Annotated in this window: 16 protein-coding genes and 1 riboswitch; of the genes, 11 read left to right on the top strand and 5 right to left on the bottom strand. The window is 40.1% G+C overall.

Annotated features, from left to right (window positions below):
• Positions 1 to 210: hypothetical protein (locus tag HMPREF0549_RS09995; protein ID WP_204365210.1), on the top strand; the 210-nt coding region annotated here is incomplete at its 5' end.
• Positions 143 to 1,108, top strand: coding sequence for a mannose-6-phosphate isomerase, class I (gene manA / locus HMPREF0549_RS04480; protein ID WP_040531179.1), 966 nt, complete (start codon positions 143 to 145; stop codon positions 1,106 to 1,108). The genes HMPREF0549_RS09995 and manA, both read left to right, overlap by 68 nt.
• Before the next feature lie 120 nt (positions 1,109 to 1,228).
• Here manA and HMPREF0549_RS04475 read toward each other — a convergent pair whose 3' ends face one another.
• Together HMPREF0549_RS04475 and HMPREF0549_RS04470 are read right to left on the bottom strand one after the other, a co-directional pair.
• Positions 1,229 to 1,645: a cupin domain-containing protein gene (locus HMPREF0549_RS04475; protein WP_003717065.1), complete on the bottom strand. Its 417-nt coding sequence runs from the start codon at positions 1,643 to 1,645 to the stop codon at positions 1,229 to 1,231.
• A 114-nt stretch (positions 1,646 to 1,759) separates the two neighbouring features.
• Complete coding sequence (locus HMPREF0549_RS04470) at positions 1,760 to 2,236, bottom strand: flavodoxin family protein (protein WP_003717064.1); 477 nt, start codon at positions 2,234 to 2,236, stop codon at positions 1,760 to 1,762.
• Positions 2,237 to 2,335: 99 nt separating this feature from the next.
• Here HMPREF0549_RS04470 and HMPREF0549_RS04465 point away from each other — a divergent pair, with 99 nt between their 5' ends.
• The 7 genes from HMPREF0549_RS04465 (at position 2,336) to HMPREF0549_RS04435 (ending at position 8,080) form a co-directional block, all read left to right on the top strand.
• Positions 2,336 to 3,220 carry a LysR family transcriptional regulator gene (locus HMPREF0549_RS04465; protein WP_003717063.1) on the top strand — a complete coding sequence of 295 codons (885 nt, stop codon included), beginning with the start codon at positions 2,336 to 2,338 and terminating at the stop codon, positions 3,218 to 3,220.
• Positions 3,221 to 3,283: 63 nt separating this feature from the next.
• Complete coding sequence (locus HMPREF0549_RS04460; RefSeq protein ID WP_003717062.1) at positions 3,284 to 4,138, top strand: patatin-like phospholipase family protein; 855 nt, start codon at positions 3,284 to 3,286, stop codon at positions 4,136 to 4,138.
• Between the two features lie 35 nt (positions 4,139 to 4,173).
• Positions 4,174 to 4,281: riboswitch (TPP riboswitch) on the top strand.
• A gap of 64 nt (positions 4,282 to 4,345) precedes the next feature.
• Entirely contained in the window at positions 4,346 to 5,125 is a 780-nt protein-coding gene (gene thiM / locus HMPREF0549_RS04455; protein WP_003717061.1) for a hydroxyethylthiazole kinase, read from the top strand.
• 21 nt (positions 5,126 to 5,146) lie between these two features.
• Positions 5,147 to 5,968 (top strand): bifunctional hydroxymethylpyrimidine kinase/phosphomethylpyrimidine kinase, encoded by an 822-nt coding sequence (thiD, locus tag HMPREF0549_RS04450; RefSeq protein ID WP_003717060.1) that lies wholly within the window; start codon positions 5,147 to 5,149, stop codon positions 5,966 to 5,968.
• Positions 5,958 to 6,605 (top strand): thiamine phosphate synthase, encoded by a 648-nt coding sequence (gene thiE, locus HMPREF0549_RS04445; RefSeq protein ID WP_003717059.1) that lies wholly within the window; start codon positions 5,958 to 5,960, stop codon positions 6,603 to 6,605. Before thiD ends, thiE begins: the two co-directional genes overlap by 11 nt.
• 89 nt (positions 6,606 to 6,694) lie before the next feature.
• Entirely contained in the window at positions 6,695 to 7,723 is a 1,029-nt protein-coding gene (gene lplA, locus HMPREF0549_RS04440) for a lipoate--protein ligase (protein ID WP_003717058.1), read from the top strand.
• Positions 7,724 to 7,729: 6 nt separating this feature from the next.
• Entirely contained in the window at positions 7,730 to 8,080 is a 351-nt protein-coding gene (locus HMPREF0549_RS04435; protein WP_003717057.1) for a biotin/lipoyl attachment domain-containing protein, read from the top strand.
• A gap of 77 nt (positions 8,081 to 8,157) precedes the next feature.
• Here the strand turns inward: HMPREF0549_RS04435 and HMPREF0549_RS04430 are convergent, their stop codons facing one another.
• Positions 8,158 to 8,643: a PAS domain-containing protein gene (locus tag HMPREF0549_RS04430; RefSeq protein ID WP_003717056.1), complete on the bottom strand. Its 486-nt coding sequence runs from the start codon at positions 8,641 to 8,643 to the stop codon at positions 8,158 to 8,160.
• 3 nt (positions 8,644 to 8,646) lie between these two features.
• The gene (locus tag HMPREF0549_RS04425) at positions 8,647 to 9,459 is read right to left on the bottom strand and encodes an alpha/beta hydrolase family protein (RefSeq protein ID WP_003717055.1); all 813 of its coding nucleotides are present in this window, start codon (positions 9,457 to 9,459) and stop codon (positions 8,647 to 8,649) included.
• Positions 9,460 to 9,695: 236 nt separating this feature from the next.
• Between HMPREF0549_RS04425 and HMPREF0549_RS04420 the strand changes: the two genes are divergently transcribed.
• Both HMPREF0549_RS04420 and HMPREF0549_RS04415 read left to right on the top strand, forming a co-directional pair.
• Complete coding sequence (locus HMPREF0549_RS04420) at positions 9,696 to 10,952, top strand: chloride channel protein (protein ID WP_040531175.1); 1,257 nt, start codon at positions 9,696 to 9,698, stop codon at positions 10,950 to 10,952.
• Positions 10,953 to 11,023: 71 nt separating this feature from the next.
• Complete coding sequence (locus HMPREF0549_RS04415) at positions 11,024 to 11,332, top strand: hypothetical protein (protein WP_040531172.1); 309 nt, start codon at positions 11,024 to 11,026, stop codon at positions 11,330 to 11,332.
• Between the two features lie 66 nt (positions 11,333 to 11,398).
• Here the strand turns inward: HMPREF0549_RS04415 and HMPREF0549_RS04410 are convergent, their stop codons facing one another.
• Complete coding sequence (locus HMPREF0549_RS04410; RefSeq protein ID WP_040531282.1) at positions 11,399 to 11,938, bottom strand: GNAT family N-acetyltransferase; 540 nt, start codon at positions 11,936 to 11,938, stop codon at positions 11,399 to 11,401.
• Between the last annotated feature and the right edge of the window lie 33 nt (positions 11,939 to 11,971).

The following is an 11,971-nucleotide window of genomic DNA, read 5'->3' as shown; positions in this document are numbered from 1 at the left end:
TTAATTAAATCCTGTAATTTAGATGGTTTTCTCATATTAAAACTGCTAAAATCATCTTTAGAAAGCGCTTTATTAGGCATAATAGAAAGTGTTGGCTATTTTGAAGAGCTTTACGCTAAATATAAAAAGGATAGTGATAGTTATGACAGAACCATTATTTTTAAAACCAGTCTTTCACGAAAAGATTTGGGGTGGTCGTCGGTTAGCTGAAGATTTTAATTACGATATTCCAGACGGGACAATTGGCGAATGCTGGGCAATTTCTGGACATCCCCACGGCCCTAATGTAATTGAAAATGGTGAATTCAAGGGACAACTGCTTCCAGATGTTTACGCCAACCATCCAGAAGTATTTGGTAATCCAAAGTCAAAAGTTTTTCCGCTGTTAACTAAGATTCTCGATGCTGAAGCTAGCCTATCAGTTCAAGTCCACCCAGATAATGCGTATGCCGAAGAACACGAGCATGAACTAGGCAAGACCGAATGCTGGTACGTTATCCATGCAGATGAAGGAGCCTACCTGACTTATGGTCATACTGCTAAGACTCGTGAAGAACTTAAAGAAATGATTAACAACCATGAATGGCAAAAGCTCTTCGATAAAAAGCCTGTTAAGACTGGTGACTTTGTTTACGTTCCATCAGGCACTCTCCACGCCCTTAATAAGGGAATCGTTGTCCTTGAAACTCAACAAAGTTCGGACACTACTTATCGCATTTATGATTATGATCGAGTTGACAAAAAGACTGGCAAGAAACGTGATCTACACTTGAAGCAATCAATTGATGTTACTACTGTTCCATTCAAAGAACCTGAACTACATATTACCTCTGAAAAAATTGGCAATTCTGAAGTAACGACTTTAATTACCCAACCTGATTCACCATTCTTTAGTGTTTATAAGTGGGATGTAAATGGTAAATTAACAAGAAAGCATGAACATGGGTCATACACCTTAATGTCAGTTATTGATGGTGAAGGGACTCTAACCGCTGATGGTAAGACATACCCATTAAAGAAAGGTGTTCATCTTCTAATGCCGGCAACTATTGATGAATGGCAATTGGATGGTAAGATGCTAATTATCGCCTCTGAGTCGGTAGAATAGTATTAACTAATATTTAATAAAATATGGGCTAGCAAAAATGAGAAAAACAATCTCTAGTTCTGTTAGCCCATGTTTTTATTGCGAATTATAATTTCAAACTTAAATTTATATTAATATTCCCTAGTCAGCCAGTTGCTCATAGTAGCTGTCATCGACCTTTTCCAACCACTCACTAGTGCCCTTGGTAATCGTAATGTGGGAGAACCAGGAGTCCTTAGTGGCGCCATGCCAGTGCTTAACGCCTTCGTGAATTGCAACCACGTCACCGGGATGCAACTTCCGAGCGGACTTACCTTCTTCTTGGTACCAGCCTTCCCCGGCAGTTACCAGGAGAATCTGGAAACCATCATGGTGGATGTGCCAGTCGTTCCGGCAGCCGGGTTCAAAGTTAACGTTGGAGACATTGATATCGATATTATCATCAGGAGAAACCAAGCCATTGAGATAGCTTGTTCCAATAAAGTATTTCGCGAAAGCAACATTTTTGTCACCAAAGCCAAACATATCATTTTTTACAGTTTCTTCATTCTTCGTCATAAAAACGTCCTCCTTAATAAGTCAAAATTCAATTTCTTGGTTACTCTTAGCTTATAAGAAAAGTATCGCTATGTATAATACTTATTATAGGTGACTAATCATTCAAAAATCGAATTATAATTTTCGAAGCCATGACGCTAACGAACTTGGACTGTATTTAGGGGTTGTATGAGTTAAAACGTGATAGCCATCAGCAATCTTTAACTTACCAGCATGAGCAACAAAATTAGCTTGATAATTGCCCGTATCACTCCAACCGGTACTAAATGGAACCACCTTCCCCTGATAATCCCTTATCATTCTCAAAAGGCCAACAATCGGTGAGGACACCTTACCATCCCAAACTGGTCCGCCAACTAGAATCGTATCGTAGTAGTGCAGTTCTGGTAACTCAGTGATAATCTGCGGAAGCCGACCATTCTGGTTATCAGATTTAAAGATTCTATCTGTTTCTTCCATATCGTCAGGAAAATATCCTTGGGAAACTTGAAGGCGAAGAATATCGGCTCCTGTTTGCCGGTGAATCGCACTAGCCAGCTTAGCAGTATTGCCAAACTGTGAATAGTAAAGAATTAAGACATTTCGTACCATGTTTATCTTCCTTTCCGGAAAACTAATCAATTTACGTTATTCAAATTTTAGCTTAAAATAGTACTATCTATTCACTATCTGAATCGAGGAATCCCCATTATGGATACAAGAGTAATTAAATACTTCTTAACTGTAGCACAAACTAATAATATTACCCATGCAGCACAACAACTTCACATTACCCAGCCAACCCTGTCGCGACAAATGATTGATCTTGAAAAAGAACTCGGGGTCACTTTATTTGACCGAAAGCAGCGACGAATGGCTCTAACTAGTGAAGGAGTTCTTTTTCAACAGCGTGCCAGCACGATTCTTTCGTTACTTGACCAAACAAAGCAGGAACTTCAAAATACCGCGGAAGAATTAACTGGTGTTCTTAACATTGGCTGTGTTGTCTCAAGGGTCTCCAAATTTGTAATGCAGATCGTTAGCAGCTTTCAGAAAAAGTACCCGAACGTTAGCTTTAACCTTTACGATGGCAATGGCGACCTGCTCCGTCAACGGTTGGATTCGGGTTTAGAGGACTTTGCTGTGTTAATCGAGCCGGTTGAAGCAGCTAAGTATAACTTTATTGAGTTACCGGTTCATGAACAATGGGGATTAATCGTTAAAAGCGCTGACCCATTAGCAAAAAAGCAAGCAATTACTAAGAGTGATCTCTACAAAATACCACTAATCGCCCCTACCCGGAATATTGTCCGTGATGAAATCAGTGATGTATTAAAATTAGACCAAACAAAGCTGAATATCATGGCAACAAATAACCTGCCAAGCAACGCCTACGAACTGCTAAAAGCCGGTAACTATTATATGTTGGGAATTGAAGGAATTGTTAACTCATTCCACGATCCTGAATTAACGTTTATCCCCTTCTCACCGCACAAAGAGACTGGTCACGTTCTTGCATGGCGAAAAAACACGGTCGTTACTCCCGTAATGGAAAAGTTTCTTCAAGAATTTGCTGATCTAACAGAAAAATTTTGAAAGATTGAATTTATAAAATAAACGACTTACAATAAATTATCATTATCCTAAGGAGTGAAATCAATGCTATATAACGCAGCACTAGTTCTTGAAGGTGGCGCTTTTCGGGGACAGTATACCGCTGGTGTCTGTGACACGTTCCTCGCTAACCACATTGAGTTTAGCAGTGTCATTGGAGTTTCCGCGGGTTCGCTGAACGGTGTTAATTTTGTGGCTAAACAGTACGGTCGAGCAGCTAATATTAATATTGATCACCGTCATGACCGAGATTACATTTCCATGACCCGGCTCTTCAAACGTCAAGTAATCAACATGAACTACTTGTTTGAAGATCATGGACTTTCATGGCAAAACTTCGATGAACGAGCCTATATAAGATCTGCTTCACACTTCACTGCCGTCGCAACTAAACTCCAAGACGGTAAAAAAGCACTCTTTACAGACTTAACGGGGGAAAAGTTAAAACAAGTTTTGATCGCTTCTTGTTCAATGCCGTTTATGATGGATCCAGCACCCACTCCTGATGGGCTTTGCCTGGATGGTGGAATTGCGGATTCAATTCCCTTTGATGTTGCTCAAGAACAAGGCTATGATAAAATTATCGTTGTCCGGACGCGTGATATTAGTTACCGAAAGAAGCCATCAAGTCGACCAGTTTGTCAGTTATATCGCCGTTATTTTAAGGATTATCCCCAGTTTGCTGAAGCAGGGATCCTTCGTCCAGAGGTTTATAACCAACAAGTAGCACAAATTGAACACCTCAGAAGGACAGGCCAAATCTTTAATATTGCACCTCAACATCCCATCAAGGTTGGTCGAGTTGAAAGTAACGTTAAAAAGATCCGTAAATTATACGAAACCGGTCAACAAGAAGCCCGGCAACTATTGCCAAGCTTGATTGACTATCTTAATGCTTAAAACCGCTTTCTATGTTATTATAATAGTATGTTAATAAACAGCATTAGGGGTGTCTGTTTGCCAGACTGAGATGTATTAAGATATATGGACCCTTGAGAACCTGTTAAGCTAGTACTTGCGAAGGAAAATGCTAACTCAATATTTAAAAACTAGAGCTGTTAGTTAACTATAAAAACTAGCAGCTCATTTTTTCTAGGAAGTGAGATTTTGACCAAGTTACAACTAGAATTACTAGAGCGAGTTCGTCAGCAAAACCCGGTTGTTCTAACAATCCCTAACATGGTAACGCCAGACAAGGTAGCTGATGGACTGAGTACGATTGGTGCTTCACCCATTATGTCCCTAGCACCACAAGAAGCAGCAGAAATGGTGAAATTAGCTGATGCAATTACGATTAATCTAGGAACCATTCACGAAGAACAGGCTAACGAGATTACAACGATCCTCAAAAATAACCAAGATCAAAAGCCAATGGTGCTTGATCCGGTTGCGATCGGTGCTAGTCATTACCGGTTAGCTTTTGCAAAACAATTATTACAAGATCACCACTTTACTGTTATTCGAGGAAACGCTGGTGAAATTGCTGCTTTAGCGAATGTTAACTGGCATTCACGAGGAATTGACGGTGGAAGCGGACAAGCTGATCTTCACGAGATCGCTAAAGTAGTTGCTCATCAATATCATTGTATTGTCGCCCTTACTGGTAAATCAGATATTGTAACGGATGGCAATAATACTTTTGTTAATCTGCTTTCTACTAGTTATTTCGTAACTAATGTGGGAAGCGGTGATGTTCTTTCTAGTGTTATTGCTGCTTATCTCGGTGTCAGCAAGGATTATTATGCAGCTGCCTGCACAGCAACTAAAGTTTTTACTGCCACGGGAGTCAAGGCGGCTAGAGAGTCAACCGGCTTTGGTCAATGGCAAACCAAATTCCGGGATGAACTAGCAACAATTAATTCCAGCGAAGTTCTTTCAGTATTGTAATAAATAAAGGAGTTAATAATAATGACGAATGATTTTCCTCAAGCTCTAACGATTGCTGGTACTGATTCTGGCGGTGGTGCCGGAATCTCTGCTGATTTTAAAACAATACAAATGCGTGGTGTCTTTGCCACAATGGTTGTTGTTGCGGTAACAGCTCAAAATACCCTTGGCGTTCAGGATGCCCTAGCAATGCCACCAAAATTAATTGATGAACAGTTTTCCTCCCTAGCTGCTGATTTTAAGATCCGGGCTTGCAAAACGGGAATGTTAGCTGATCCTCTCCGCGTTAAAACCGTTGTCAACAACCTCAAGCGATATGATTTTGGTCCATTAACGGTAGATCCCGTGATGATTGCTAAAGGTGGTGCTAAACTTTTAAGTGATGATGCAATTAGTGTGGTTCGTGAACAACTATTACCACTTGCTGATTTGATCACACCTAACCTTCCAGAAGCTGAAGAATTAGCTCAAATGCAGATCACAAAAGAAGCTGAAATGGAAGCTGCCGGACAACGTCTTCAATCGATGGGAGCCAAGAACGTTCTGGTTAAGGGTGGTCATTTTTCAAGTGATGATGAAGCAAACGACTTTGTATTATTAGCTGATGGTCACTCATTTTGGATGACTGCCAAGCGGAAGCAAACTCGGAATACTCATGGTACTGGTGATACTATTTCTTCTTGTATCACTGCTGAACTCGCTAAGGGCAAATCAATGGAAGACGCCCTCAAAATTGGAAAGGCCTATGTTGAAGCTACGATTAAGCAAGGCATTAATGTTGGTCACGGTCATGGCCCGCTAAACCATTGGGCAAAAATAAGGAGCGATAATAATGAACTTTAATCCAAAAATGTTACAAATATACCTTGTCGGCGGAACTCAAGATACCCACCACGATTCCTACGAATTCCTCGCTAAAGTAGAAGAAGCAATGCAAGGTGGAATTACCGCATTTCAATATCGAGAAAAAGACAGTTCAACCATGACTGCTGATGCACAACTAGTTATGGCAAGGCGCCTAGTCGAAATGGGAAACCGCTACTCAATCCCTGTTTTGATTGATGATGATGTTCAAATGGCATTGCGTGTCGGTGCTGATGGTGTTCATGTTGGTCAGGATGATGAAAAGATTGAGCAGGTAATTAAAGAAGCAGCCGACAAGTTAATTATTGGCTATTCATGCAACACGGCTGCTGAAGTTGAAAAAGCAAATCAATTATCTGCCATTGACTACCTCGGTTGTGGTCCGGTCTTTGAAACCACGTCAAAGGTCGATGCGGATCCTGTCTTGGGCCTCACTAAACTTAAAGAACTAAATAAATTGAGTACCCATCCCCTAGTTGCAATTGGCGGCCTTTCTTTAGAGAACATTCCAGAAGTTTTAAAAACTGGTGTAGCTGGTTTATCAATGATCTCCCTCGTTTTGAATAGTAAAAACATTACGGAAACCATCGAAAAAATTAAGACATTGGTAAAGTAATTAGTATTTTATCGTAAAATTAACGACTATTAATTAAGACTAGTAGCGCCTATAATGAAAGCGTAACCATTTAAAAGAAGGTGTTTGCAATGTTTTTCATCGATACCAGCAGAAACGGCAAACCAGTTCATGATGCTCTGGTAAACCAATCATTAGACAACTATCTAATTAATGATCTGAGGCTAAAGGGTCATGGCTTAATTTGTTATATTAACCAGCCATCCGTCATTATTGGCGTTAACCAAAACGCTTATGCCGAAATTGACTTACCCTATCTCAAAGAGCACCAAATCGAATTAGTTCGTCGGTCAAGTGGTGGCGGTGCCGTTTACCATGATTTTGGCAATTTAGTATTCGAAAATATTGTTGTTGGCGATACTAGTAAATTCGGTGACTTTCACGCAATTGGCGATCCGATTGTTGACGCTTTGCATGATCTCGGTATTAGTTCAGCTGAAGTCAGTGGTCGGAATGATATGACAATTGATGGCAAAAAATTTTCAGGAATGGCGATCGTTAAGGGCGACAATTCGTATGCTGCTGGTGGGACCGTAATGTTTGACCTTAATATGCAGAATGCTAATGAAGTACTTACCCCAGAACAAGATAAATTAGCTTCTAAGGGCGTTAAATCAGTGAATGCTCGAGTTACTAACATCAAGCCCTACCTGCCTGAGAAGTACCAGCATTGGACAACCGAAGACTTTAAGGAATACTTGCTTTGTCACATGTTTGGGGTCGATTCGATGGATCAGGTAGAAACCTACCACCTTACTGATCACGATTGGTCAATTATTGACTCTCGACTAGATAAGCAATACCGAACTGACTTATGGAATTACGGTCATAATCCTGGATTTGATAACTATGTTTCTAAACATTTCCCAATTGGGACAGTTTCTTTTAATTTTAATGAAAGCAATGGTGTTATTACTTCCATTAAAATTTATGGCGATTTCTTTACGACCGGAGACCCGGCTATTATTGAACATAATTTAAACGGAACTAAGTTAGATTCTTCGTCCTTAATTTCATCGCTAAAACAATCCAACCTTGAAGCTAACCTTGGTCAAATTTCACCCGAGGAACTAGCAGACTTAATTCTGAGTAGGAAGTGAGTTAAAATGTTACAACAATTTTTTGCCTGGATAAAGTCCTTGTTTAGCAAATCATCACCTATTCACCATGAAGATAATGGCTTATGGTGGCAACAAACTGGTACCATTGTTAAAGTTGGCTTAAGTACAGAGATAATCAAGGAGCTTGCTACCATTACCTTTTTAGATACGCCGCGAATTGGCGAAAAAGTTACTACTGACTCACAGCTGGTTGACATCGAAGGCGGTAAAGCAGTCGAAACGTTCAAATCGCCAGTTAACGGGATCATTAGCCGAATTGCAAGTAATTATCAAAGCGATCCTGCTAGTCTTACTGGAAAAGCAAACCCCACCCTATTAGAAATTAAAATCAAATAATAACTCGTAGCTCAAAAAGGGTGTAATAGAAGCAGAAATTTCATTCTGCCTTTATTACACCCTTCTATATTAATGCTTTATTTATTTTCATTAATTGACGCTGATGAAACACCATCAACGACTTGTCCTTCTACGACCCCGTGCTCGAAGACATGTTGCTCACAAAGCTGACAGATATGTTCAACATTTTCTGTCACTTGTAATGCTCCTAAATAATGACCATTAGGCTTACGGATCGCATAATAGCGAATTAAAGTTCGTTGGCCATCCATTATCTGAGGTGACTCAACCATATCCTTTTCCTCTGTCTTCAACATTTTTAAGACCTGCTTAACCATTGGGATAACTCGTTGGGGATGACAACCAAGAACATTATGACTAAGGCGCTGATGAAGACGCTGATCATCACGCCAGCTATTTGGCGAATACCAAACATACTCATCGTCCGCATTAATATAATCTAATTCATATGGCATTGTCCGAAATAAGGCATCAACCTCAGCTAAAGTTAATTTACCACTGAAAAAATTAATCGTGGCATCATCCATAAATGGTAAATTCATCTTTTAACGCTCCCATTCATCATTATTTTGGTTTAATTTTTGAACTGCAGTAATCAGTCGTTGACAAATTTGTGCTCGCCTGTTTTGCCAAAAATCATTCTCTAGTAGTAAATTTTGCTGTTTATCAAATTGATAGCCACCCCACATATGCTGGTTAATTGGGCTAGTCATCATCGAATCAATCACCCGGAGTAATCCAATCGTATGTTCCATATCGATATACCCTAATGCAACCACATCAAGCGGATCAATATAGTTAAATATTTGACAGCGAAGAAGGGTTGTTGTTTGCCGTTGCTTGGCATCTAGTAACCAGTAAAGATTAGGCCCTTCATAAAGATACGCTGCACTAATCCGCTCAGGGTAATGACAGTTAGCTAAAGCAAATTGTGCATTGATTGAGCCTAACGAGTGTCCATAAAGGAAGAAGGTCATTTGCGGGTAACTAGCTAATAAATGATTAAATTCTTTGCTTGCCGTCCATAACTCCTGAGGAACATCAGGAACCTGGTTAATAATTGCGTTACCAATTGGGAGGTTAACCCGAAGCCACTCGTTAGTCCACGTTGTCGGATCACCTTTCCGAACGCCAGATGATCCACGAAAGAGAACTATTATTTGAGGATAAGCGGCTGAACGAATTACTGTCGCCCGAAATCCATCGGCCGTCCAAATCACCTTGATCACTTCACCAATTAACTGGCCATCTGGCAACAAAACATCTTCTCCCAAGTGCCAGTCATGATATTCAAGCTGAGCTAACTGGACCCGCTGCCAATCAGTTAGTGACTGCTTCCTACTAACTAAATGCGTCATCTCGCCACCTACTTACCTAACTGCGCACAAATTCCCTGGATGGTTACCACAGCGAGGGCAACAATAATTAACATAATTGCATCCTTTTTAGTCGGTTGTTTGTCCATTTCAGCTCACCTAGATCTACCTTTTTCTTTTATCATACACCTAAATTACTTGATTCTCTTGAGAGACTTTATTTCTGCTTTCTGGTGTTATAAACTAACGAGGTATAAATATTCATGGGAGAGAGAAGAATGAAGTCGATTTCAAAAAATGTTCCTTTAGTCATTGCTACGATTGTACTTGGGGTGATCGTGGGGACTAGTTCTTTACTATTAAGTATTCTTCTTGATTTATCAGAAAAATACTTTCTTAACTTTGAAGAGAGCAATCGGATCCCGGTTGATATTTTTGTTGGTCCAGGGCACCGATTTATCTCCGTTTTTGTTGGTTCTGCGATTGCTGCAATCGTCTGGTACTATCTTCAAAAGAATTACCGCCCAGTCGGTATCAGTAAAGCAATTACTGGTAAAACAATGCCGTTAGTCAAAACACTAATTCATGTTGTTACACAGATCTTTTACGTGGGAACGGGAAATTCCATTGGTCGTGAATTAGCACCACGGGAAGCCGGTGCCGCAATTGCTCAGAAATGGGAACGACACTTTGCTAATAACCGTTACTTAAAGCTTGACCCAGAAGACCAAAAAATGCTAATTGCGTGTGCTGCCGGTGCTGGTTTCTCGGGGGTATATATTGCGCCAATCACAGGTGCGGTTTTTGCTATTGAGTTACTTTACAAGAAAGTTAACGCTCGAGTAGTCGCTGTTAGTTTAACAATGTCCGTAATCGCAACTTTAATTGGATCAATTGTTAAGGGATATAAGCCCTATTACTTGGTTGGCTCCAAAAATTTTCCTTCACTACGGATCCTTCCAATCGTAATCATCCTGGCACCACTTCTTGGAATTATAGGTGCTTACTTCAAGCTGGGAGTTAAAAAGGCAAGTGCTCACCGGGCGGTTACCAAAAACGTCCTCTACCAGCTACCGTTAATGGGGATCATCACCGGGATTGTGGCTGCTTTCTACCCGCAAATAATGGGAAATGGTCGTGGGTTAGCTCAATTGGCGATGAGCACCACTACTATCAATAAAAACGTTATTTTAGCCCTTCTTTTCGGTTTCATTGCTAAAGCAGTGGTAACCCTCCTTAGCATCAAGAGCGGGGCTTATGGTGGGATCCTGACACCTTCAATTTCACTTGGTGCTGTTATCGGTGTTTTCTTGGGGATGCTCTATGTCCAAATTATGCCAGGAGTAACAATTACCCAGTGTGCTGTACTTGGAGCGGCCTATTTTCTAACTGCTTCTCAACAAGCACCTCTCATGGCGATGTTCATGTTATTTGAAGTCTGTCATTTGAACTTTACAGCCTTTATCCCCCTTGCCCTAGGAGTTGCATTATCGATTGCTGTCTCGCGGTGGGTTAATGCAAGACTCGCAAAGTAGTATGATGTTTGCTTATTAACTATGAAACAGCTAAACTTAACCTTGCATCATGCTTAAAGGAGTTTAAAAACATGGCACATATTTACCTAATGACGTTGATCATTATTTTTATGATTGAGAGTTTCTTTGAAGTTAAATGGTTTGCCCAAATTCGTGATATTTTTCAACGTTCAGGAAGGATTACCCCAACCAAACGGGTTCAACGAGTAATTAAGATTGAAACCCAGTGGAGTTGGTTTTCATGGATCCTGTTAATCCTCCTCTTCGTTCTTCCTGAGGTATATACATTTCTCTTAATCTGCATTATTACTCTAATTGAAACCATTATTGTTTACGAACTATATAACGCTCGAAATTACGCTCAACAAATTAATAAATAAAATGAAGGAGACTAGTGAGAATTTTTTTATTCTCTTACTAGTCTCCTTTGATTTTTAATCTGAATATTAGCCAGCTAACGCGTGAGTCTTTGTTAACAACTCATAAACGTAAGAAAGTTCTTCAGGACGGTATGCTCCTGGCATCGTTCCTACCTTTTGGAAGCCGTTCTTTTCGGCAATGTGTTGCATTACCAAATTATTTTCGTTCGTACTAAGGCGAATTGATTCCACATCAGGACGATGTTTTTCTAAGTAGTCAATCACGCTAATGAATAGCTTTGATGCGTATCCTTTTCCTGCATGACTTGAGTGAATTGCTACCCGATGAATAGTAACATAGTTCGTCGTATTAATTAGCCATTCACCATTAATATGATCATAAACATGATCTGGTGAATTGACGATTGCAACTGCCCCGACAGTCATCCCATCATCAGATTTGACGAGATATGAGTAGCCATTATCAATATCTTCCTGAATGTGCTGAGCGTTTGGATAGTCGCCCTGCCATTGATCAACACCACGTTCAGCCAATTGATTGCGTCCATCACGAAGTATTTCTAGAATAGTGTCTAAGTCTTTTTGTGTTGCTTTCCGAATTTGCATTTTATCATCTCCAATTAGAATTAAATCACTCCC

It is taken from the genome of Limosilactobacillus vaginalis DSM 5837 = ATCC 49540 (assembly GCF_000159435.1).
Taxonomy (GTDB): Bacteria; Bacillota; Bacilli; order Lactobacillales; family Lactobacillaceae; genus Limosilactobacillus; species Limosilactobacillus vaginalis.
This window is presented reverse-complemented; position numbering and strand designations above follow the sequence as displayed.